Below are 25,006 nucleotides of genomic sequence, written 5' to 3'. Positions count from 1 at the left end.
TTGGCAAAAACATCAATCTAAATGCTACAAAAACAAAAGCACCTTAAAATTAATTAAGATGCTTTTTTTAAGATTAATCGTTTGTTTTACTCTCTAAATGTAAATACAGGCAATTTAGAATGATTGACTAAATCTTCAGAAATGCTTCCACCAAATAAATGGCTTAAACCAGTACGACCTTCTGTAATCATACCTATAGCGTTAATATCATGTTTATTTGCATATTTTAATATGGCTTCTTCAACATTATAGTCTGAAATTAATACGATATTGTCTTTCCAATCTTCGTGATTTGTTTCGCTAAGAAAATTGGAAATTTTCTCTTCAATTTCATCAGTACTTGAAAAATGTTGACCAGGAAGATTTACATGCAGTAAGGTCACTTTATTTCCGAGTTTACTTAATAATGCCATTGCTGTTTTTGCTGCTGTAGCACTTTCAGACGAAAAATCTGTAGCTAAAAGGATATGTTTAAAATCAATATTTTCTAGTTTAGATTTAACAACAAGTAATGGTGTTTTGCTATGACGTACCACTTTTTCGGTATTAGAACCTATAAACACACCATCGTGATCACTATGACCTCTAGAACCCATAACTATTAAGTCGGCTTTTAGATCGCTAGCCACTTCATCTACTTCTTTTAAAACCTTATGATTTTTGATCATTGGTGTAATTGAGATGCCTTCTAGATATGGTTTGTCTAGGAAGCTTTCAAATTTTTTATTGGTAACCATTAGCATAAAAGCAGTTTCTTCATTTCTCTCTGAGCTTGAAGAAGAAAATATAGACTCAGAAAGCTCTAACATATGCATGACAATTAGCTCAGAATTGTACTTTTTTGCAAGGAGAGCAGCAGCTTCAAGAGCATATTCTGAATGTTGAGAGAAATCTACAGGTATTATGATTTTTTTCATTAGTTGTTTAATTTGATTAGTACTCAAAAGTAAAGAATCTCTTAGAGATATTCTATGACAAATTACATGTTTTAGATGAATTGTTAATCGTTATTCTTATTTTTGTAGCGAAACTTGATACTCATGTATAAACTCCTTATAAGACCACTATTTTTTCTTTTTGATCCTGAAAAAATTCATCATTTCACGTTTTCGTTAGTTCGTTTTTTATGCAAAGTTCCCGGAGTAACATCTATTTTTAAAAGCCTTTATACTGTTAATCATAAATCCTTAGAACGACAGTTGTTTGATTTGCATTTTAAAAATCCAGTAGGTCTAGCTGCTGGTTTTGATAAAAATGCAGTGTTGTATAACGAGCTAGCAAATTTTGGTTTCGGTTTTATTGAAATTGGAACAGTGACTCCTAAAGGTCAAGTTGGAAATCCGAAGAAAAGATTATTCAGACTTAAAGATGATAAAGGAATTATTAACCGAATGGGTTTTAATAATAAAGGCTTAGAAGCTGCAATTCATCAATTAAAAAAAAATAGAGGACAGCTTATTATTGGTGGAAACATAGGAAAAAATACACAAACGAAACCAGAAGATTATACGAAGGATTATTTAGAATGCTTTAATGGATTGCATCCTTATGTAGATTATTTTGTACTCAATGTGAGTTGTCCAAACGTGAGTAGTCATGCAAAGCTTAATGATAAAGATTATTTGTTAGAACTCATTTCAGAAGTACAAGCAGCCAATAAAACTTTCGCCAAACAAAAGCCTATTGTATTAAAAATTGCACCAGATTTAAATACGAGTCAGTTAGATGAAATTATAGATCTCGTTAAAGAAACCAATTTAGATGGTGTTATTGCTAGTAATACTTCAGTAGATAGAACAGGTTTAAAAGCTTCAGAAGAACGACTAACAGAAATTGGTAATGGAGGATTGAGTGGTCAGCCCATAAAAGAAAAATCAACACGAGTTATTCAATACCTTTCAGAAAAAAGTAATAAAGCATTTCCTATTATAGGAGTAGGAGGTATTCATTCAGCTAAAGACGCTTTAGAAAAAATTGAAGCAGGAGCAGACTTGGTTCAGATTTATACAGGCTTTATTTATGAAGGTCCGAAGCTAATTAAACAAATCAACAAAGCAATTATAAAGAAAGCGAATCAATAACTTACTGATTCGCTTTTTTATTAAAATTATCCGTTGTGCATTTTGAGTTCAATTTAACATCATACGTCAGTTCGAGTGGTTTTGAGGGACGAAAAATTGTATCGAGAACTTTTTTTTAAGATGAAATTCTTTTTCTCGATACAAATTTTACTAATTTCAATCGTAAAATTCACTCGACACGAGACGAAGTCGAACTGAGTGAAGCTAAATGACGAATTTTATCAAAATGCACAACGGATTATAATTGTATGTTTTAGTGTAACACTAGTCTTTTTGTAGCTTGTGAACCATCTTTAAGCTCTAGTCTTACCAAATACATACCTTTATTTAGATGTCTCAAATCTAAATTCAATGAGGCTTGTAAATTTGGATTGATAACCACTTCAACTTGCTTTCCTAAAACATCAAATACTAAAACTTCTTTTAAAATGTTTGTATTTGAAGCATTGATTTTAACCAAGCCATTAGAAGGATTTGGAGACAATGTCACTTCAGCAAGTTCTTGATTATCTACACTAAGTACTTGATCTAATGTAATTGTTATTGTACCAATGGGTTTAGCGTTAAAAGGTGTTTGATTTACTAAACTTGAAATAGTCTCGGCAGGAACTGTAACTTGATCGCTTGCAGTGTAAGTTGTACCACTATCTGTTCCAGCATCATAAGGAAATAATGGTATAGTAATTTCATTTTGCCAAGAATCACCTGCTCTTAAATTTATACTATTAATAGCAATCATCCAATCTGGACTAGGAGCAATCATAGATACTAAACTTAATAAAGGATAATCTGAAGAAACTACAACACCACTTAGTGTTGCTGAGCTAATTGCTGCAAATGGAGAAAATGGTTCTTGCAACCATTGGTCTGCATTACCAGTGTTATTAATTTCATTCAAGACTTCAGTCATAAGCGCATCATTATTTCCTGTTTCTGCAACATTTTTAATACCAAGAGACGCTAAAGTTCCCATTTCAACCATAGTATAATTGCTATTATGAGTTGCACCAACAAGATTAGACCAATGTGCATTTCCAGGAATTGCAGTAGTACTATTCCCATTTATAGGATCTACAATTTCATTTTCCCAAACACTCGAAAAAGTAATGTTGTATCTAGCTGTAGATTGAGAAAAAGCTACACTAATCTGTAAAACTGAAATAAGAAGAATTAAGGATTTTAATTGTAAAGTAAAGTTTTTCATGTGTTTATGGATTAGTTATAAAGTATTTAAGTCGTAAATGTTTTTCTAATCCTTACAGTATTTTTTAATTATTTTTACTAAAAAATTGTACATACTGAATTACGACCTTTTAATATCATTTGTACTTGCCACTTCGGTATTGGCAATATCTCCTGGACCAGATAATATTTATGTATTAATGCAGAGTATAGTAAACGGAAAGATTTTCGGTTTAGCTACTGTAGCTGGTTTAATATCTGGATGTTTGGTGCATACAACATTAGTAGCCTTTGGCGTTTCAGCAATTATAAAAGAAAACGACTCCCTTTTTTTTATCATCAAACTATTTGGTGCGTTGTACTTACTTTTTCTAGCTTACAAAGCATATACATCTAAATCTGATTTAAAGTTGAGCTCAGACAATGTTCCTAAAAAGGATTTACTTCAACTATTTAAACAAGGCTTTATTATGAATGTCTTAAACCCAAAAGTATCTATTTTCTTTTTGGCTTTTTTTCCAGGGTTTTTGTTTAGTAACACTTTAAGTACAATTTCACAATTTTATGTTTTAGGCTTGTTATTTATGTTTGTTTCTGCAATTGTTTTTTCATCTATTGCCATGTTGGCTGGTTCAATTTCAGAATTTATTAAACAGCATAGCAATGTTGGATTGTATCTTAAATGGATGCAAATTATTGTGTTTGTTGGGATTGCAGTTTTAATTTTAGCCTCTAAAAATTAGATGTAAAAACAGAATCTTAATTACTATATTTGGACTATAAATAATGAAGAAAGCACTTAAAATAATTGAATGTCCTAGAGATGCCATGCAAGGCATTAAAGATTTTATTCCTACAGACAAAAAAGTTCAATATATTCAATCCCTTTTAAGGGTTGGTTTTGATACCATAGACTTCGGAAGTTTTGTTTCTCCTAAAGCGATTCCGCAAATGGTTGATACTGCAGAGGTGTTATCAAAATTAGATTTGAGTGCTACTAAAAGTAAATTGTTAGCAATAATAGCCAATACTCGTGGTGCGACTGATGCTTGTAAGCATCCTGAAATTAATTATTTAGGGTATCCATTTTCAATCTCTGAAAACTTTCAGATGCGAAACACGCATAAAACCATTGCACAATCTGTGGTTACTTTGTCAGAAATTTTAGAGCTAGCCCAAAAACATAACAAAGAAGTTGTGGTTTATATTTCTATGGGATTTGGAAACCCTTATGGTGATCCTTGGGATGTAAACATTGTAGGAGAGTGGACTGAACGTTTGAGTAACATGGGAGTGAAGATATTATCTCTGAGTGATACCATTGGAAGTTCAAACCCTGAAAGTATCGATTACCTATTTTCTAACTTGATTCCGAAGTATCCAGACATCGAGTTTGGAGCACATTTACATACCACACCAACTACTTGGTTTGAAAAAGTAGATGCGGCTTATAAAGCTGGCTGCATGCGTTTTGATGGAGCCATTCAAGGTTTTGGTGGTTGTCCGATGGCTAAAGATGAGCTTACTGGAAATATGCCAACCGAAAAACTATTGTCTTATTTTACTTCAAATAAGAACAATCATCTTAATGCGATGAGTTTTGAAAGTGCTTATAATGAAGCGTCAAAGATCTTTAATTATTATCATTAAAAAACCCTCATTATAGCATGTATAACAAGGGTTTTTATCAATAGTGTTTTAATAAATACCTACTGTAATAATTTGTATACAAATTCTGCATTACCTCTTACGTTTTCAGCATTTGTAAGTGCTAAAAATTGTAACTTATAGTAATTACCATTCGCATCGTTAATAACGTAAAAGAGATCTTCTTTTAATGAAGGTGAAGTTCCTGGTCCACCACCATTTCTCCAACTACTACCAATATTTCTCTGATCGTTCTCAAAGTTTACATCGTTGACATCTGCTAATGTGAAATCTTCGTAAGTGATGCCTTCGGTAGTTTCGTCAATCATGTAGGCTGTAGCTCCAGACTTGATGTTATTTACAATAAAATCAGCATAAGCATAAGCACCATAACTGTCACCACCAAATACAGCTTCATCTGTAAATACAGTATAGCATAAATCCCAATGATTCTTTAAAGGTTCTACACTAACTAAAGTTTCAGTATTGAAACTAAAGAATGTAAAGTTATAGTCAGCGTTTTTGGCTATGGTTATACTTTCAAAAGTAGTATCATCTAAGTCGGCATATTGCAGAGTATAATCATTTCCGCTTTTTAGAATTCTTATTTTTTTCCATCCTCTAGCGCTTCCTTTGTAATTGGAAGAACCTGCTTCAGGTTGTTCCGTTCCTACTTCGTAACCTAAATTAACAAGGTATACAAAGTTCTCTGAATCTGTTTCAGAAATGGCATCAATTGCAGTACCTGAAAGATTTCCATTAGGTGCGTCAATATAAGCCATGTTAGCAGGATTAAAATTACCAACTTCAGCTTGTGGTTGAATTGTTTGTACTTCAGCATCAGATGAAGAAACCGCATTAATATCTGTAGTTGAAAGTTTTGCTGCCATCATTAATATTGAACCATTAATAACAACTCTATCCTGAGACGAACTAAAGCCTAAATCCCAAGTTGTACGGTTAATATCTGTTGTGGTATTGGTGCTTAAATCAATATAGACTTGATTGGTCATGTTAGCACTGCCAATGTTTGGAGCAACTGTAGCTCCATCTATAGTAATTTGAATTGGTTCTTGTGGTGCATCATCGTCACTACTACAACTTGTAATAAAAAGTAAGCTAAATACTGCTAGAGCAGTTAAAAAATTATGTTTCATGGTTTTAAAAATTGAGTTTATATAATAATTTTAAATAAAATGAGCGTCCATAACCTAAAAGAATAGAGTTGACATTAGAGTCATGTGTTCCTCCTCCAGAACTATAATCTGTATTAACACGTGTTACATCAAATAGATTTCTAACACCAAATGTTGTTTCTAGGCTGTTTTTTAAAAATGATTTTCTTACAGAAGCATCCATCCATGCATAAGCATCTGTTGTAATAAGAGAGAATGTAGAATTTCCATTAGTATCAGCTCCTGTAGCTCTATAATTTTGTTGCTCACCATTGTAATTGAGTAACATAGAGATCATAGTATTCCACTTAGGAATGTTATAACTTATACTCGAGTTAAGTTGAAATTGATACAAATACTTATCATTGGCATTAGCTTCGTCAGATAAGGTTCTTGAAATACCGAAAAGTGTCGCGCCTAAAGATAAATTCCAATTGTCGCTTTTAAGTGAATTGGTAGTCGTGAAACCTAAAAAACTATACTTATCAATGTTGATGTATCTGTATTGTAAAGGCAGTGTGTTAGTGATTGATAATTCAATTTTGTCACTTAAGTCTATGTAAGATAATCGTAATGTGTTTTCTAATCGTAGTCGATTTTTAATCCAACTTTTCTTTTTTAAACTTAAAAAGGTGGTAATGCCTTCTTCTGGTTTTAAATCTTCATTTCCTCTAACATCGTGATTGGCATCTACAAAATAGTAGTACAGCTCAGTGAAATCTGGAACTCTATATGAAGTGCCTACATTTGCTCTTAATTCATAACCTTTATTAAATAATTGTCTTGCTGTAAGTTCATAAACCGACTTAAAGCCAAATTGAGAATTGTTTAAAACACGTATTCCTGGCCTTAAAGCTAATTGGTCATTCATTTGTATTTCAGAAGAAGCAAAAACAGCAATATCACTTATGCTGTGTCGTTTAGGATTAAGTAAATTCTCTCCAGCAGCTTCACGATCAAAGCCTTCTTGATAGGTGAATTCATATCCTGCTTGTGCATTAAAATGTGCTCCTTTAAATAAATTACTCAAGGTTCCTTTTGAAAAGAAAACTTCACCTGACTGATTTGTCTCATCAATTTCGGCAGTTTTTTCTTGCGTTAATATGAAATAATTGAATTCATTCAAACGTCGTTTTTGCTTTTGGTATGAAAACGAAACATTATAGCGTATACCAGAATTAAATACACCAGAACCATTTAAATGATTAAACAACCGGTTGGTTGTGTAATTTCGATCTGTAGCTGAAGGGTTTATGGTTGATGTTTGTGTATCAACATTGTTTCTAACAGTGGCATTGTAAAAGTTTATGGTTTCATTATAATACTCAAACTTGTAAAAAAATTGATGATTATTTTTCTTGTAATTGATTAAAGCGTTTGTTGTAATTTGTTCTTTTGGCAGCCACTCATAACCTCGTAAATTATCGTTTTCAATATAGTCGCGTCCTTGACGATTATTAAAGAATCCAGCAAAATCATTTCTGTTAAAACCTACACTAGCATACCAATTATCATTAAAATTATGAGATAGTGTCACACCTTGTATATGTCTTCCTTTGTCAAACCATTCGTATTCATCACTAACCGTTTCTTCTTGTATAGTGGCGTTTATTCGCCATTTGTGTTCAGAAGATTTCTTCGTGATAATATTTAAAACTCCAGACATGGCGTTAGCACCATATTGAACTCCCATTGAGCCTTCTACAATTTCTATACGCTCAACATCATCAAGATTAATTTGTGTTAAGTCAATATCACTACCTACACCATTATCACTCACAATAGGAATGTTATCTATAAGCACATTAAAATAACGCGCGTCTAGTCCGAAAAACGACACTGTAGAACGTCCATTTTGAGCATTAGGAATGATGTTAAGGTTTAGGTTGAAGTTTAACAAATCGGCCACATTAACAGCTGCTATTTGCTTGATTTGCTCCTTGTTGATAACTCTAACATTATAAACTGATTTTTTGATGGATTGCGGATTGTATTGACCTGTGACAACAACCTCGTTTAATTCTTGGGTTTTTATTGAATCCTGTTCCGTTTCCTTTGTTTCTTGGGAGTAGCAGAAGCTTATCAAAAAAAATAAAAAATAAAAGCAAAAATTATTTTTATTTAGACTCATTCTTAATTAGATTTGCGGCAAATATATAAGTTATTTTAATTTAATCTAAATAAGAATTCAATTTTTTTAAAATTTTTCAAAAACCAATTATGAAACGATTATCAGTACTTTCTATCCTATGTTTATCTGTGTTTACAATAGCATTTGCTCAAAACAAAAAAGAACAAGATCAAAACGCTATCAAAGCTATGTGTGGCTGTTTTGAAGTGACGTTCAATTTTGCAGAAACATTTTCGTATAGCCAAGATTCATTATATAAACCTTCAAAAACTAAAGTTGATAAAGGTTTAGAATGGGCTGAACTTGTTGTTGATAGCGACAATAAAATTTCAATTCAGCATTTACTTCAAGTTGGTAATCCTGCCGAACCATATATTGTAAAACATTGGCGACAAGATTGGTTGTATGAAAACACCAATTTATACATGTATAATGCAAATAATAGATGGACTTACACAAAAAAGTCTAATGACAACGTAGAAGGGCAATGGACACAAAAAGTATTTCAAGTCGATGATAGTCCGCGTTATGAAGGTTCTGCAACTTGGGTTCATGTTGACGGAAAAAGTTTTTGGGAAAATACCACGCCAGCACCTTTACCAAGACGTGAATACACAAAACGTAGTGACTATAATATTACGTTAAGAGGAAATCGTCACGAGATAACAGATTATGGTTGGGTTCACGATCAAGATAATGCTAAGGTCATTAGAGAAGAAGGCACAGAAGATGTGATTTTAGCTAATGAAAAAGGCTATAATACTTACGTTAAAGTTGATGACAGTAGATGTCAAGCTGCTAAAGACTGGTGGAAAACCAATTACGATAAATGGGCTTCAGTAAGAGCTAAATGGGATGAGGTTTACAACCGAAATACCAATCTTGAATTAGAAACTAAGGTCGATAATAAAGTGTTGTTTAAATATTTATTTGATGACGAATTGGTCAAAGCTGATGCGATCAATGCCATTATTGAGTCATTTGTAAAAACTAAATAAGAGCACCATGAAAATACGTCTTACGCTGTTAGCTTTTTTTCTATGCTTGACTTGTTTTTCGCAAAACGAGAATGTTTTTCTCAATCGCGATTATTGGAAATCAAATCCTTCGTTAGAGCAAGTAAAAACTCAAATTGAAGAAGGTCACGATATTTCTGAACTCAATTCGTATGCTTTTGATCCTGTGGTTTATGCTTTATTAGAAAATGTTGACAATGCAACCATTGCGTATATGGTAAAACAACCAGGAAATGATGTCAACAAAATCACACATGATGGTCGTACTTATATTTTTTGGGCAGCATACAAAGGCAATGTTGATTTTATGACCTATTTGCTTAATCAAGGTGCAAAAACAGATGTTATAGACGATAAAGGGAATTCCATTTTAAACTTTGCTGCATCAACGGGTCAACAGAATACTAAAGTTTATGATTTGTGTATTGCCAATGGGATTCAACCCAAAATCGATCTAACACCAAATGGTGCTAATGCTTTATTATTGGCTGCTCCTAGTGATCAAGATTTTAAGTTAATTAACTACTTTACTGCTCAAGGTTTAGACATTCATAGTGTAGATCGTGATGGAAATGGTGTGTTTAATTATGTGGCTAAAACAGGAAACATTAAAATGATGAATGCTTTACTTGAAAAAGGCATCAAAGGTTCAGATCAAGCTTTTATCTATGCAGCTTATGGAACACGCAGAAATATCAATGGGATTGAAGTTTATAAGTTTTTAGAAAGTCTTGGACTTCAAGTTAATACTGTAAATAGCGAAGGAATATCACCATTACATATCGTCGCTTCACGAAACAAAGACCTCGCACTTGTATCGTATTTGCTATCTAAAGGCTTAGACGTTGATGCTAAAGATACAAATGGTAATACAGCACTTATGAATGCTGCTTCAAGAAATAGTATGGAGATTGTTAAGGTATTGGTAGAGCATGCCAAAGAGATCAATAGTGTTAACAAGAAAGGACAATCAGCATTGTCACTAGCAGTTCAAAATAATGCTCCAGAAGTAGTCGCTTTTTTATTGGATAAAGGCGCAAAACCTTCAATTACAGATAAGGATGGAAATAATATAAGCTATTATCTAGCGCAATCGTTTTCTAAGGACAATTCTGAAGCATTTTTTAATAAAATGGAATTATTAAAAACTAACGGATTTGAGCTTGAAACGGTTCAAGATAATAGGAATTCTTGGTTTCACATGGCTGTAGATAAACAAAGCTTAGATTTACTAAAGTTGGCATTGAAAATGAAACAAGATATTAATGCTAAAAATGCGCAAGGCTATACTGCACTGCACTTGGCAGCGATGACCTCCAAAGATAACACGATGCTCAAGTATCTTATTGAAAATGGCGCTACTAAAACGGCAACCACAGATTTTGAAGAAACGGCTTACGATTTAGCACTTGAAAATGAGTTGCTCAAAAAGAATAAAGTCTCTGTTGAATTTTTAAAATAAAAACCACTAATGAAACACTTATATATATTTATAATCTTATGTGTCCTTGCGATAGGATTAACGTCGTTTAAAACCTTTTCCGATTCTGAAAAATACAAATGCATGATTCAAATGACCAATTATTCTGGCGAAGGTGCTTACATTGTAATTTCATTAATTAATCCTGAAGGTGCATATGAAAAAACCTTACAAGTTAAAGGTGATGATGACGAATGGTACAATACGGTTGAATCTTGGTGGCAGTTTCAAGGTAAAGTTAGAGCTGATTTAGATGCCATTACAGGTGCGACGATTAGTGGAGGAGAACGCGCTATTAGTGTTATTGAGATTGATAACGATAAATTAGATAAAGGATACAAACTCCGATTCGAATCTGCTGTCGAAGATCAAGAATATTACCAAGATGATGTAGAGTTTGAATTGACTTCTCAAAATTTAAAGAGTAAAATTAATGGAAATGGATTCATACGTTACATTCGTATGATGCCTCAATAAATCATCAAGTTTATGACCATTTCTATTTGGAGATTTAGTCATTTTGCCTTAGCATTAATAACGTCTGTTTTTTTGATTTTGGCTTCAGTCACTGGAGCCATTCTAGCTTTTGAACCCATTTCAAATCAGTTTCAGGAATTTAAGGTATCTGGACTTGAAAACATCACACTTTCGCAAGCCATAGAAAGTCTTAGTCAGAGTAATGAGGAGGTGTTTACGATTCAGAAGGATGGAAACGATTTTGTCTCTGCTTCTGTTATCACTTCTAAAGGTGAAAGTGATACGTTTTACATTCATCCTAAATCTGGTGAGTCACTCGGAAGCATTATCGAAAAAGCACCTATTTTTAAGTTTACGACCAACCTGCATCGTTCGTTGTTTCTAAAATCTACAGGAAGATGTATTGTTGGTTTTGTGTCCTTTTTTTTAATCTTGATGGCTGTTTCTGGTGTAGTATTGATTGCCAAGCGTCAAGGTGGTCTTCAACGGTTTTTTTCTAAAGTTGTAAACGAAAATTTTGAGCAGTATTATCACGTTGTTTTTGGCAGATGGTTGCTTGTTCCAATGCTTATTGTCGCAGTTTCTGGTGTTTATCTGTCGTTGGAAAAGTTTTCGCTGTTACCAGAATCTAATATTTCACATAGCACTAATACGATACAGCAGGATTCGTTTTCAGAAACCAAATCACATCACGAATTAGAAATCTTCAAAACAATTGCAATAGCAGATGTTCAATTGGTGGAGTTTCCTTTTTCAGAAGATCCAGAAGACTACTTCTTTGTTAAGCTTAGCGACAAAGAATTATTAATACATCAGTACTCAGGAAAAATATTAAGTGAACAGCACTATCCTTGGATGCATTGGACTTCTTTTTGGAGCCTAAAATTACACACAGGACAAGGCAGTATTGTTTGGTCTGTAGTGTTATTTGTAGTCTGCTTAGGAATCTTATTTTTTATTTATTCAGGCTTTGCAATGAGTTTAAAACGATTAAAAACGTCAAAGCGTGTGCTTAATAAATATGATAAGGATGATGCTGAGTATATCATTTTAGTTGGTTCTGAAACAGGAACAACCTATCGTTTCGCTAAGTTATTTTTTAATGCCCTTTTGAAGTTGAATAAAAAAGTTTATTTAACGGATCTGAATCATTATACCAATTTCGAAAGCGCAAAACAATTGGTGATTTTTACATCAACTTATGGCGAAGGTGATGCGCCTTTATCTGCCAATCAGTTTGAAAGTAAATTGCGTATTACTGCGCAATCTAATCCTATTGAATATGCTGTTCTTGGCTTTGGTTCACTCTTATATCCAGATTATTGTAAGTATGCCATTCTAGTTGATGGCTTACTTCAAAAGTATGACATGTTTACACCAAAATTACCCTTGCATAAAATCAATAATCAGTCTGAAACAACCTTTAAACACTGGGTTAAGAATTGGAGTGAGGCTAATAATTTAGAGCTCAATATTGATGACCTAATGTTTAAACCAAAACGCAATAAACAGCATAAGTTTTCAGTCATAAACAAAACAGAGCTTAATCTCGATTCTACATTTTTAATTGAATTACGTCCTAGTAAGCGACTCAAATTTAAATCTGGTGATTTGCTTTCAATAGCTATAGATAAAGATCAATCTCCAAGATTGTATTCTATTGGAAAAAAAGAGGATCGCATCTTGTTAAGCATAAAAAAACACGATCAAGGATTGTGTTCTAATTATCTAAATCAGCTTGTAAAAGGCGACATCCTAAATGCTGAGATTCAACAAAACACAGCGTTTCATTTTCCAAAGCATAAAAGTGAAGTTGTCATGATTGCTAATGGCACAGGAATAGCGCCTTTTTTAGGAATGATGAACGACAATAAAAAGCGAAAAAACCTTCACTTATTTTGGGGAGGACGAACAAAGGCGTCTTTCAATTTATATAAGGATGATATTGATAAAGCTATTACCAAAAAACACCTTTCAAGTATTGCTATTGCTTATTCTCAAGAAACGAATCAACAATATGTGCAAGATTTAATAAAAGAGCGATTCAAGTTCTTTGCTAATCATTTGAAAAATGAAGGTGTCATTATGATTTGTGGTTCTATAGCTATGCAGAAAGACGTTTTTGAAACTTTAGATAATATAACAAAATCAGTATTAGACAAACCCTTAAGCGACTTTGAAAAAATGGGACAAATCAAAACAGATTGTTATTAAATAAAACTTTATGTGTCACAAAATCAAAATTTTAAGCAAGACTAAAAATGGAGAATTGACCTTTTGTAAAAATTGTAAAATATTTCATTTAGAATACAACAACATATATCTAGAGTTCACGAAACAGGAATTTTTGAAATTTAAGTCCTATGTAAATGAGTTAGAAATTGCGTTTTGGGAAGACAAATACGCTTGTACTAGATTAAGACGAAAAATTCCCATTCCTACACAACAATCAAATTTGGTACTCATGTTTAATAAACAAGAGTTAACCGAATTAAAAGTATTACTTAATACAGAGCAAGTTAATACAATTAGGTTTCTAAGACTTGTAGATATTGATTATACTCTAATTATTAATTAAAATGAATGATTTTCATACGATATATTACAATACAGTAGGTATTGCTTTTCAATTAAAGAGAGCTGTAGATGCCGATTTTTCAAAAATTATGATGGTTTATAAAAATAAATTTTTAGCACTTTCAAAATCAGACGTCGTAAACCTTACCAATATCGTGAATCAAATGCTTATTAATAATCCTTCAAAAAATGAGGTTCATAATCCGTTATATCTTTTGAAATATCATCCAGATTTTAGTTTGCTTCTGAATCATAATTCAAACTGTGATATGAACGCTTTATTAGAGTTTTTAAAAGGCACACTCAAACAGGTTGAACATTTGAACAGTTGCGAAATTTCTCAAAAATTGTATAACCAATAACATGAAAATTTTAAATGAAGGAAGATATCAACACGTTATACCATAACGATTTTGGAATGTCATTTAAATGGGTAGATGACTTAAGCAACAATGATAACAACATTCGAATTATATTCAGACTTGCTTGTTTATATGTTTCAATAACTCAAATAAAGTCTCTATTGTGTGAAGTGAATAGTACTTTAAATAAAGCAAAAACGAGTTGCTGTAATGATTGTGAATTAAATAGTTCATGTAAATCACTCTTAATGCATATTCCAAATTCAGACGTAAGTTTTGCAATGAGTCATATTGAAATGGAGCAAATGAAGGAACTACTTGAAGGGACTTTGTTTCAAATTGAATTACAAAATTTTCTTGACAGACTGGATATTATGTAATTATTTAAAATTAATCTAAATAAATTTTGAAGAAGTTAAATACTATCTTAAATTTGCGCTCAGAAATAAAAATTATTTATAACAAGTCTAAATAAAAACTAATCCAACGTAATAATGAAAAAAATCACTTTAATTTTATTAGCTCTAGTAGGTTTATTCACTTCATGTAGTAATGATGATGATTCTACAACTAATTCAGATCCTCAAGTTGTAGCTCCTGCAACTTATAGTTTTGAAAGAAATGGTCAATCAACCATAAGTTATGGTGGTCAAACGACTAGAATCATGATGGGACAAGAATTTATTAATGCCTTAAAAGATGAAACTTTAAGTGAAGCTCAAATTGATGCTATGTTTGCGCATGTAGAAGGTAATGCAAGTTTTTCTAATCCAGATTTAAACGCCTCAAATAAAAGTATTAGAAGTAAAACAGCTGCTTCTTCAGATTATTTCTCAGCAAACACTACTGATGCTAATGCAATAAAAGCCGATTTTGATAGCTGGATTGCTGCTCAAGTTAATGATGTGTATCCTAATTGGAATACAAATGCTGTTTCTGGAGTTGCTGGACAAATACAAGAAGCTGGAGGTGGTTCAATTCGCTACGTAAATGAAAAAGGGTTAGAATACAATCAAGCTGTTAATAAAGCTTTAATTGGTGCTCTAATGGTAGACCAAATGCTTAATAACTATTTGAGTACATCTGTTCTTGATGCTGGTGAAAATAGAGCTAATAATGATGCAGAAATTTTAGCTGAAGGGAAAAATTACACTACAATGGAGCATAAGTGGGATGAAGCTTTTGGGTATTTGTATGGTACAGACAATGCTGAAGTTCCAATGTTAGAAGCAGATAGTTTTTTAAATAAGTATTTATCTAAAGTAGATAGTGATGAAGATTTCACAGGTATAGCTAGCAACATATATAATGCTTTTAAATTAGGAAGAGCTGCAATTGTTGCTAAAGAATACACAGTTCGTGATCAACAAGCAAATATTATTAGAAAAGAGGTTTCTAAAATTATTGCCATTAGAGCAATTTACTATTTACAACAAGGAAAAATAGCGATGAATGGTGGTAATCAAGCTGGAGCATTTCATGATTTATCTGAAGGATTTGGATTTATTTACAGCCTTCAGTTTACACGTCAGCCAAATAGTGATGACCCTTATTTTACAAAGATAGAAGTTGATACAATGATTTCTGAACTGATGGAAGGTAATGGTTTCTGGGATGTTTCAAATGAAACACTAGATGCAATCTCTCAAGATATTGCAGATGTATTTGGTATATCAATGGTTGAAGCTGCAAGTTAATTTTAAGTGAATTAGTCTAAAAGCAGGCACTATTCTAGGTAGAATGTGTCTGCTTAATTATCTTTGCAAGCCGAAATTGAAAACAAATAATGTTATGATAAAGAAATTAGTATTGCCTTTTTTTATAGTTGCACTTCTGTTTGCATGTAGTTCAGATAGTAGTGATTCAGATGATGGTAATCAAGATCAGTTTAACAGACAAGCCATGCTTGTCAATTGGGCAGATAATATTATTATCCCAGCATATCAGGATTTTTCACTTCAGTTAGATGAAATGGTAACGGATAAGAATGAATTTTTAGCCGCTCCAAATCAAAATACATTAACAGATTTAAGAACCTCTTGGCTTGACGCTTATACAAAATGGCAATATGTTGAAATGTTTAATATTGGAAAAGCAGAACAAATCAATTATGCGTTCCAAATGAATATTTATCCAACGAATGTTTCAGATATTCAAAACAATATTTCTTCAGGTAGTTATGATTTAACCAATGTAAATAATAATGACGCAGTAGGTTTTCCTGCAGTAGACTATATGATTTATGGTATAGCTGCAGATGACTCTGCAATTCTTGAAGCTTATACTTCTAGTGTAGATGCGAATGCAAATTTACAGTATCTTTCTGATTTGATTAATCAAATGCAAAGTCTTACAGACATTGTAATAAATGATTGGACTACAACCTACAGAGACGAATTTGTTGCTAGCTCAGGAAATTCTGCTACAAGCTCTACAAATAAATTGGCTAACGACTTTTTATTCTATTATGAAAAAGGACTTAGAGCTAATAAAATTGGAATTCCTGCAGGAGTCTTTTCAACGACACCTCTTAGTGATAAAGTAGAAGGGTTTTATAATAAAGAGGTTTCTAAAATTTTAGCTTTAACAGCTTTAGATGCTGTTCAAGATTTTTTTAATGGAAAACATTATGCGAACAATCAAACCTCAGAAAGCTTTAAAAGTTACTTAGATTTTTTAAACACGATAAGTCAAGGAGAAAATTTAGCTACACTAATTAATAATCAATTTAATGAAGCTAGAGTTAAAATACAGGTTTTAGATGATAGCTTTTCTCAACAAGTGCAAACAGATAATACTAAAATGACCGAAGCTTATGATGCTCTTCAAACAGCAGTCGTGTTATTAAAAGTAGACATGATTCAAGCCATGAATATTAGTGTTGATTTTGTTGATGCTGATGGAGATTAAGGAGAATAAAAAATAAATGATTAAAGATTCTTTGATGATATATTGTAATCATTTAAGAATCTTTTTTTTTATGAAACCAAACAATCAAACATATTTCAAATCTCTCACTGATGCTGCACCTTTAGCTATATTTCGTATTGGCTTTGGGTTAATGATGTGTTTTGGAATCTTAAGATTTTGGTATCATGGCTGGATTGAAAAACTATACATTCAACCCAATTTCCATTTTAAATATTATGGTTTTGAATGGGTTAAATCTCTAGGAGAATATAACTATTTGTTGTTTGTAATCTGTGGTCTTTCGGCTTTGTTTGTGGCTTTAGGATTAAAATACAGAATAGCAATCATAACGTTTTTTCTTAGTTTCACTTATATCGAATTAATCGACAAAACCACCTATTTAAATCATTATTATTTTATAAGTATTCTTAGCTTTTTGATGATTTTCTTACCTGCTAATGCGTACTTTTCTGCTGACAATATTTTAAAAAAACACTATACTTCTAAGATTCCTAAATGGACCATTGATAGCATAAAATTGCTTTTAGGAATCGTTTACGTTTATGCTGGTTTGGCAAAAATTAATAGCGACTGGTTGTTTAAAGCAATGCCTTTAAAAATATGGTTGCCATCAAAATACGATTTACCAATAATTGGAGACAATCTTATGCAGCAGGATTGGTTTCATTTTGCAATGAGTTGGTCAGGCATGTTATACGATGTAACGATTCCGTTTTTGTTATTATTCAAGCGTACTAGATTATTTGCATTTGCTTTAGTAGTATTTTTTCATGTGTTTACAAGAGTCTTGTTTCCAATAGGAATGTTTCCATTTATCATGATTGTTGGGACGCTCATCTTTTTTGAAGCAGATTTTCATCATAAAATTATTGCAATTATAAAACGCATGTTGAAAGCTTTTCAGATAGAACCAAAATCAATAAGAGAGCATCAATTTAATGCAACTAAACAACAATTTATACTTCCGATAATTGGATTGTTTTTTTTACTTCAAGTATTGATTCCATTTAGATATTTGTTATATCCAAATGAATTGTTTTGGACAGAAGAAGGCTATCGATTTTCATGGCGAGTTATGCTCATGGAAAAAGCAGGTTTAACGACATTTAAAATTGTTGATGCTAAATCTGGACAGTCATTTTATGTGCAAAATGATGATTTTCTTACGTCTTTTCAAGAAAAACAAATGAGCTTTCAACCTGATTTTATTTTAGAGTATGCACATTATTTAGGTGACCATTTTACAGCTCAAGGTCATAAAAATATTCAGGTATTTGCTGAAAGTTACGTCGCACTCAACGGAAGAGTAAGTCAACCTTATATTGACTCAAGTGTTGATTTGTATCAAGAAAAGGAATCGTTTAAACACAAACATTGGATTTTACCATTTAAAGATGACATTAAAGGATTATAAATTATTAATAGCAAGCTTTTTGCTTGTATTTGCATTACAGGCTCAGCATAAAGTGTCTGGTTACATTACTCATAGTGATACCAACAGTATTGTAGAAAATGTTGAAGTCTACGATAAGGTTTCAGGACTATTAACGAGTTCTGATTCTAATGGGTATTATGAGTTTGTGACTTCAAAAAATAAAATGTCTTTGGCGTTTTATATTGCTGAATTTAGAATTTTTGAACAAGAACTTGTTATAGAAGATGATGTGAGTTTTAACGTGGTACTGACACCTTTAAAGGAAGAACTTTCAGAAATAGTTATAAGCGCTAGAAAAACAAAAGTTTTTGAATTAAAGCGTTTAAAAGAAGTTGAAGAAACTGCTATTTATGCTGGTAAAAAAACTGAAGTAATTCTTGTTGAGCAATCTATGGCAAACTTAGCGTCTAATAATGCCAGACAAATTTATAGTCAGGTCGCTGGTTTGAATATTTTTCAAAACGATGATGCAGGTTTGCAACTAAATATTGGTGGTCGAGGTCTAGACCCAAATCGTACATCTAATTTCAATACAAGACAAAACGGTTATGATATTAGTGCAGATGTTTTAGGTTATCCTGAAAGTTATTACACACCAGCTAGTGAAGGATTAGAAGAGATTCAAGTGATTCGTGGCGCAGCTTCGTTACAATATGGAACTCAATTTGGTGGTTTGATTAATTTTAAAATGAAAACACCTAATGCCAACAAACCTATTGAGTTGATTACCAGAAACACTTTAGGAAGTTATGGTTTGTATACTAATTTTTCTAGTTTAAGTGGAACCATAGGAAAGTTTAGCTACTATACTTATTTCAATTATAAAAAAGGAGATGGTTTCAGACCAAATTCGCAATTTGAATCTAAAAATGTATATGCTCATGTTGGTTACCAATTTAATGAGCGTACAAAGATTTCAGCAGATATTACGCACTTGTATTATTTAGCGCAACAAGCAGGTGGATTAACAGATGCACAGTTTGAAGACGATATATTTCAAAGCAATCGTAAGCGAAATTGGTTTAAGATAAACTGGCTTTTATACAACATTAAGCTGTCACATAAATTTTCTGAAAAAACCAATTTTACATTTAATGTTTTCGGATTAAATGCTGAACGAAATGCACTTGGTTATAGAGGAAACTTTAGATTGCCTGAACCAAACCCAGTTTTAGATGATGATGAATTTTTTAATAATCAATACGATTTTAGAGATTTAATTCTTGGAGAGTATAATAATTTTGGTTTTGAAACGAGGTTGCTATCTAACTATAATTTGTTTAATCAAGAAAGTACTTTCTTGATAGGTGCAAAATATTACAATGCTAGTAACGTAGAAAGTCAAGGCGCTGGTTCTAGAGGTATTAACCCAGATTTTAATTTTGTAGAAACAGGTGATTACATCAATTCAGATTTTGACTTGCCAAATGAAAACATTGCTGTATTTGGTGAAAATATTTTAAGACTGTCTGATAAGTTTTCAATCACTCCTGGTTTTAGATTTGAATATATCAAGACACAATCTAAAGGAGAATACACTAGAATTAATAGAGATGCTGCTGGAAACCCAATAGCAAGTATAACCGAGTTTGATAATAGAACAAATGAAAGAAATTTTATCTTATTTGGTATTGGAGCTAGTTATAAACCTAATACATCGTTTGAGTTATATGGTAATGTGTCTCAAAATTACCGTTCAGTTACGTTTTCCGATATCAGAACTGTCAATCCTTCGTTTTTAGTTGACGAAAATATTTCTGATGAAAAAGGTCAAACCCTAGATCTTGGAGTGAGAGGAAAGTGGTCAAAATTTGTAAACTATGACATTAGTGCATTCGGACTCTTTTATAATGATAGAATAGGTGTTATTTTAGAAAGTGAAGGTCCAGATAAAGGAAATCGATTACGAACAAACATTGGTGATGCTTTGATTTTTGGTTTTGAAAGTCTTGTAGAATGGAATGTTTTGTCAACGTTTAATATAGATAACTCAAATTATAAGTTCACGATCTTTAATAATTTATCATTAATAGCTTCAGAATATACCTCAACCATTAGCAGGTTTGGTGTTGAAGGAAATGAGGTTGAGTTTGTACCAAATGTGAACTTAAAAAGCGGACTTAAATTTGGTTATAAAAATGTCTTAGCTAGTGTGCAATATTCTTATTTGTCTGATCAGTTTTCTGATGCTTCTAATGCCATTGAACCAAATGAGTCTGGAACTAGAGGGAAAATTCCTGCTTATAGCATTTTAGATTTGTCCTTATCATATACTTACAAAATGTTTAAACTTGAAACAGGAATTAACAACGTATTAGACGAAACCTATTTTACACGTCGAGCAACAGGTTATCCTGGACCAGGAATTATACCTTCTGCACCTAGAAATTGGTTTACAACGCTACAAATTACTTTTTAAGTGAATCTAGTATAATTCTTGTATTTTTATTGAGATTTTAATAAAAATGAAAGGTAGTTATACGCTTTTATTATTCTTTTTTTCTCTAACCATTCATGCTAGTGAATGGCGTTCTATTTGTGCGTATCAAAAAGCAACGCAACAAAAAGAATTATCTCCAAGCGATTGGTTGGCTTCCGATAGACGCCAGAATAGTATAACTTGGCAAAACGCTAATGCGTATAATCTCACTCACAACTTGCCTAATGAGTATGCAAACATGAAGCAACGCAGAGATTTTTATAAATGGTTCGATGCGCAAATTAAAGCAAAAGGTCATGAGGTAGTTTGGCCTTCTATGGCTTATTATGTCTCAAGTAAATTGAAATTAGTTAAAACATTTCCTTTGAGTTTATTGGCTAGAAAACAAGTTAAGCATTATGCGAGTTTGGGAGGAGAAACGGTTTTTAATAATGCTTTTGAAATACTCAAAACACTCTATGCTTCTAATAAGATATTAAAAGCTGATGCTGCCTTAAAGTGGGATGAATTAATCATCTATAAAGAGCAATATGTTTGGATTGAAGGCATTTATAAAATGATGGATGAACGCAGTCTAAATCAAATAAAACGAATGGCTAAAGGAAAGTTTTTATATGGTCTGGCAATTCCAAAAGTGATTAGATTTAAAGGCGATATTGCTAATGCTCAAGATCGCTATGCTTACGCTTTTGAATCCCTTAGGCGATATTGCAAAGATTCAAAAAACGAATAGCTGTTCGCTTTTTAAATTTAAAGTTTATTTAGGATTTGATGTAATGCTATTACTTATTTATGTTGTATATTTTTCATTCATATTTATTTGTTTTTAAGGTATTCAAAAATCTACTATAATTAGTTAAATAGATATTTAAAGTGAAATAAAATGCGTAGATTTGCATGCAATTATAACTGTAATTGCATCATGACAGCACACGAAAACAAAATTGTTGGTGAAGGTCTTACTTACGACGACGTACTTCTTGTTCCAGCTTTTTCCGAAATTTTACCTAGAGAGGTTAACATTCAAACCAAATTCACACGTAACATTACCATCAATATTCCTGTGGTTTCTGCTGCGATGGATACCGTTACTGAGAGTAAAATGGCTATTGCTATGGCTCAAGAAGGAGGTATTGGTGTGTTGCATAAAAACATGACCATTGAGCAGCAAGCTGAAAAAGTACGTAAGGTTAAACGTGCCGAAAGTGGTATGATTATCGATCCTGTGACGCTTCCGTTGACAGCGAAAGTTTCTGATGCAAAACAAAACATGGCAGAACATAGTATTGGAGGCATCCCAATTGTTGATGATAACGGAACACTAAAAGGAATCGTTACCAATCGCGATTTGCGTTTCGAACATGAAAACCAAAGACCAATTGTTGAGGTCATGACGAGCGAAAATTTAGTGACGGCTTCTGTCGGAACGTCATTAAAAGATGCAGAGCAAATTCTTCAGCAAAATAAAATTGAAAAATTATTGATTGTTGATGACAATTATAAACTAAAAGGTCTTATTACCTTTAGAGATATCACTAAAGTTACTCAAAAACCAAATGCCAATAAAGATCAATACGGAAGACTTCGTGTTGCAGCTGCTATTGGAGTTACAGGTGATGCTGTTGAAAGAGCTTCGGCTTTAGTAAAAGCTGGTGTAGATGCAGTGATTATAGATACAGCTCATGGTCATACCAAAGGTGTGGTTATGGTTTTAAAAGCTATTAAAGCTCAATTTCCTTCGTTAGAAGTTATTGTTGGTAACATTGCAACTGGTGAAGCTGCTAAATATTTGGTTGAAGCTGGAGCAGACGCTGTTAAAGTTGGAATTGGTCCTGGTTCTATTTGTACGACTCGTGTAGTTGCTGGTGTTGGTTTTCCTCAGTTTTCGGCAGTGTTAGAGGTTGCTGCTGCTATTAAAGGTTCTGGTGTTCCTGTGATTGCTGATGGTGGAATTCGTTATACTGGAGATATTCCTAAAGCGATTGCTGCTGGAGCAGATAGTGTGATGTTAGGTTCGCTTTTGGCTGGAACTAAGGAAAGTCCTGGTGAAACTATTATTTATGAAGGACGAAAGTTTAAGTCGTATCGAGGAATGGGTTCTGTTGAAGCTATGAAACAAGGGAGTAAAGATCGTTATTTTCAAGATGTTGAAGATGATATCAAAAAACTAGTTCCTGAAGGCATTGTTGGTCGTGTGCCTTATAAGGGTGAGCTATTTGAAAGTATTCATCAGTTTGTTGGTGGTTTACGTGCAGGAATGGGTTACTGTGGTGCAAAAGATATTGCAACGTTAAAAGATACTGGACGCTTTGTAAAAATCACAAGCTCTGGTATTCACGAAAGTCATCCTCATGATGTTACCATTACTAAAGAAGCTCCAAATTATTCAAGGTAATATTGAATTAACTAAACTTTAGTAACTCTAAAAATACAATAGCTGTATATTTACACTTCATTAGAATTGTATTTATGCCAACCAATTGTATTTCGTTTAAAGAGACTAACTATTTTTCGTCATTAATATGTGATTATTTAGATGAAAAAGAAGCGTTAAAATCATTCTATAATCGCTTTCCTAAGCTCGAAAATTTTAAAGCGCAAATCGAAGAAAAGCAAAGTGCTTTCAATAGTGATTCTAGAGCAGTTTTAGTTCAAGCCTTAAATAAACAATATCAAAATTCTGTTGTTTCTAAAGCGACACAAACGCATATTAATCTTCTAAAAAACACGAACACATTTACTGTTGTTACTGGTCATCAATTGAATATATTCACTGGACCACTTTACTTTTTTTACAAGATTATTTCTACCATAAATTTATGTAAAACGCTAAAGGCTCAATATCCAGATTTCGATTTCGTGCCAATCTATTGGATGGCTTCAGAAGATCATGATTTTGATGAAATCAATTTCTTCAATTTTAAAGGAAAAAAATTACAATGGAATCGTCATGCTTCAGGTATTGTTGGTGATTTAGATCTAGAAGGTTTAGACCAAGTTTTTAAAGTGTTTGGGTCACAATTAAATGGAACGACTAACGCTTCAGAGTTAAAACACTATTTTAAAAAAGCCTACCTCAATCATTCTAATTTAACCGAAGCGATGCATGATTTGGTTAACGAATTGTTTAAAGATTATGGACTCGTTATTGTTGATGGAAATGACAAGACTTTAAAAAGGCAATTTGTTCCTTATATTAAAAATGAACTCATCAGCAAAACCTCTTTTTCAAAAGTTTCTGAAGCTAATAATCAATTGAACTCGTTGGAAACTAATTATAAAATTCAAGTCAATCCTAGAGAAATCAACTTGTTTTATATTTCTGAAGGAATCCGAGAGCGTATCATAGAAAAAGATGAGGTGTATTATGTTAATAATACAGATATAAGTTGGAATTCGAGTGAGCTAATAAAACACCTCGATGAGGTGCCAGAACGATTTTCACCTAATGTGATTATGCGACCACTGTATCAAGAAGTGGTGTTGCCAAATCTCTGTTATATAGGAGGAGGAGGTGAGTTGGCTTATTGGTTGCAGTTAAAGTCATTTTTTGAAAGTCAGAATGTGCCATTTCCAATGTTATTGCTTCGTAACTCTGCTTTGCTTATCACTGAAAAGCAAAAGGAAAAACTAAGTAAGCTTGATGTTCAAATTTCCGATTTGTTTTTAAAACAAAATGATTTAAAAACAAAAATCACCAAACAGATTTCAGAAATAGAAATAGATTTTTCAGAACAGAAAGAATATTTAAGACAACAGTTTAAAGCTTTACATGATTTAGCCGAAAAGACAGATGGTTCATTTAAAGGTGCTGTTGCAGCACAAGAACAGAAACAGATTAACGGATTAGCACATCTAGAGAAACGCTTATTAAAGGCCCAAAAAAGAAAACTTTCAGATCATATCAATCGTGTTGTCGCTATTCAAAATGAATTATTCCCAAATAAGAGTTTACAAGAACGTTATACAAACTTTTCTGAGTTTTATTTAGAACATGGTTCAGGTTTCATTCCTAAATTGGTAGATAATTTAGAGCCACTACAAGGAGAGTTTTCTATCATTACCTTGTAAG

At 32.5% G+C, this 25,006-nt stretch carries 21 protein-coding genes; 17 read left to right on the top strand and 4 right to left on the bottom strand.

Features of this window, described 5'->3' with window-relative positions; genetic code table 11:
- Positions 1-86: 86 nt before the first annotated feature.
- A complete protein-coding gene (locus ACP15M_RS09540; protein WP_425076981.1) occupies positions 87-917 on the bottom strand; it encodes a universal stress protein in 831 nt (276 codons plus the stop codon).
- A gap of 123 nt (positions 918-1,040) precedes the next feature.
- Here ACP15M_RS09540 and ACP15M_RS09535 point away from each other — a divergent pair, with 123 nt between their 5' ends.
- Positions 1,041-2,081, top strand: coding sequence for a quinone-dependent dihydroorotate dehydrogenase (locus ACP15M_RS09535; RefSeq protein WP_425076980.1), 1,041 nt, complete (start codon positions 1,041-1,043; stop codon positions 2,079-2,081).
- Between the two features lie 253 nt (positions 2,082-2,334).
- On the opposite strand, the gene ACP15M_RS09530 is transcribed toward ACP15M_RS09535, so the two are convergent.
- Positions 2,335-3,285, bottom strand: coding sequence for a spondin domain-containing protein (locus tag ACP15M_RS09530; protein ID WP_425076979.1), 951 nt, complete (start codon positions 3,283-3,285; stop codon positions 2,335-2,337).
- A gap of 94 nt (positions 3,286-3,379) precedes the next feature.
- Between ACP15M_RS09530 and ACP15M_RS09525 the strand changes: the two genes are divergently transcribed.
- Both ACP15M_RS09525 and ACP15M_RS09520 read left to right on the top strand, forming a co-directional pair.
- A complete protein-coding gene (locus ACP15M_RS09525; protein WP_425077190.1) occupies positions 3,380-4,006 on the top strand; it encodes a LysE family translocator in 627 nt (208 codons plus the stop codon).
- Positions 4,007-4,049: 43 nt separating this feature from the next.
- A complete protein-coding gene (locus ACP15M_RS09520) occupies positions 4,050-4,913 on the top strand; it encodes a hydroxymethylglutaryl-CoA lyase (protein ID WP_425076978.1) in 864 nt (287 codons plus the stop codon).
- Between the two features lie 59 nt (positions 4,914-4,972).
- Here the strand turns inward: ACP15M_RS09520 and ACP15M_RS09515 are convergent, their stop codons facing one another.
- Together ACP15M_RS09515 and ACP15M_RS09510 are read right to left on the bottom strand one after the other, a co-directional pair.
- Complete coding sequence (locus ACP15M_RS09515; RefSeq protein ID WP_425076977.1) at positions 4,973-6,067, bottom strand: HmuY family protein; 1,095 nt, start codon at positions 6,065-6,067, stop codon at positions 4,973-4,975.
- A 4-nt stretch (positions 6,068-6,071) separates the two neighbouring features.
- Complete coding sequence (locus tag ACP15M_RS09510; RefSeq protein WP_425076976.1) at positions 6,072-8,171, bottom strand: TonB-dependent receptor plug domain-containing protein; 2,100 nt, start codon at positions 8,169-8,171, stop codon at positions 6,072-6,074.
- A 134-nt stretch (positions 8,172-8,305) separates the two neighbouring features.
- Here ACP15M_RS09510 and ACP15M_RS09505 point away from each other — a divergent pair, with 134 nt between their 5' ends.
- The 14 genes from ACP15M_RS09505 (at position 8,306) to bshC (ending at position 25,005) form a co-directional block, all read left to right on the top strand.
- Positions 8,306-9,214 carry a DUF6607 family protein gene (locus ACP15M_RS09505; RefSeq protein ID WP_425076975.1) on the top strand — a complete coding sequence of 303 codons (909 nt, stop codon included), beginning with the start codon at positions 8,306-8,308 and terminating at the stop codon, positions 9,212-9,214.
- Positions 9,215-9,221: 7 nt separating this feature from the next.
- A complete protein-coding gene (locus ACP15M_RS09500; protein WP_425076974.1) occupies positions 9,222-10,694 on the top strand; it encodes an ankyrin repeat domain-containing protein in 1,473 nt (490 codons plus the stop codon).
- Positions 10,695-10,703: 9 nt separating this feature from the next.
- Complete coding sequence (locus tag ACP15M_RS09495) at positions 10,704-11,189, top strand: DUF2271 domain-containing protein (RefSeq protein WP_425076973.1); 486 nt, start codon at positions 10,704-10,706, stop codon at positions 11,187-11,189.
- A gap of 12 nt (positions 11,190-11,201) precedes the next feature.
- On the top strand, positions 11,202-13,403 hold the full coding sequence (locus ACP15M_RS09490) for a PepSY domain-containing protein (RefSeq protein ID WP_425076972.1): 2,202 nt from the start codon (positions 11,202-11,204) through the stop codon (positions 13,401-13,403).
- Positions 13,404-13,413: 10 nt separating this feature from the next.
- Positions 13,414-13,767, top strand: a complete 354-nt coding sequence (locus tag ACP15M_RS09485; RefSeq protein WP_425076971.1) for a DUF6686 family protein — start codon at positions 13,414-13,416, stop codon at positions 13,765-13,767.
- Position 13,768: 1 nt separating this feature from the next.
- A complete protein-coding gene (locus tag ACP15M_RS09480; RefSeq protein WP_425076970.1) occupies positions 13,769-14,128 on the top strand; it encodes a hypothetical protein in 360 nt (119 codons plus the stop codon).
- A 14-nt stretch (positions 14,129-14,142) separates the two neighbouring features.
- Positions 14,143-14,508 carry a hypothetical protein gene (locus ACP15M_RS09475; RefSeq protein WP_425076969.1) on the top strand — a complete coding sequence of 122 codons (366 nt, stop codon included), beginning with the start codon at positions 14,143-14,145 and terminating at the stop codon, positions 14,506-14,508.
- Positions 14,509-14,622: 114 nt separating this feature from the next.
- Complete coding sequence (locus ACP15M_RS09470) at positions 14,623-15,825, top strand: DUF4856 domain-containing protein (RefSeq protein WP_425076968.1); 1,203 nt, start codon at positions 14,623-14,625, stop codon at positions 15,823-15,825.
- 94 nt (positions 15,826-15,919) lie between these two features.
- Positions 15,920-17,038, top strand: a complete 1,119-nt coding sequence (locus ACP15M_RS09465) for an imelysin family protein (protein ID WP_425076967.1) — start codon at positions 15,920-15,922, stop codon at positions 17,036-17,038.
- Between the two features lie 70 nt (positions 17,039-17,108).
- A complete protein-coding gene (locus tag ACP15M_RS09460) occupies positions 17,109-18,473 on the top strand; it encodes an HTTM domain-containing protein (protein WP_425076966.1) in 1,365 nt (454 codons plus the stop codon).
- Complete coding sequence (locus ACP15M_RS09455; RefSeq protein WP_425076965.1) at positions 18,454-20,913, top strand: TonB-dependent receptor domain-containing protein; 2,460 nt, start codon at positions 18,454-18,456, stop codon at positions 20,911-20,913. The genes ACP15M_RS09460 and ACP15M_RS09455 overlap by 20 nt, the downstream gene beginning before the upstream one ends.
- Before the next feature lie 46 nt (positions 20,914-20,959).
- Positions 20,960-21,667, top strand: coding sequence for an Insecticidal toxin complex protein (locus tag ACP15M_RS09450; RefSeq protein ID WP_425076964.1), 708 nt, complete (start codon positions 20,960-20,962; stop codon positions 21,665-21,667).
- A gap of 189 nt (positions 21,668-21,856) precedes the next feature.
- Positions 21,857-23,329, top strand: a complete 1,473-nt coding sequence (guaB, locus tag ACP15M_RS09445) for an IMP dehydrogenase (RefSeq protein WP_425076963.1) — start codon at positions 21,857-21,859, stop codon at positions 23,327-23,329.
- 74 nt (positions 23,330-23,403) lie between these two features.
- Positions 23,404-25,005 (top strand): bacillithiol biosynthesis cysteine-adding enzyme BshC, encoded by a 1,602-nt coding sequence (gene bshC, locus ACP15M_RS09440; protein ID WP_425076962.1) that lies wholly within the window; start codon positions 23,404-23,406, stop codon positions 25,003-25,005.
- Position 25,006 lies beyond the last annotated feature (1 nt).

It is taken from the genome of Psychroserpens sp. S379A (genome assembly GCF_049800755.1).
Lineage (GTDB): Bacteria > Bacteroidota > Bacteroidia > Flavobacteriales > Flavobacteriaceae > Psychroserpens.
Note: the sequence above shows the minus strand (reverse complement) of the source record. Positions and strands in the feature narration are given on the sequence as shown.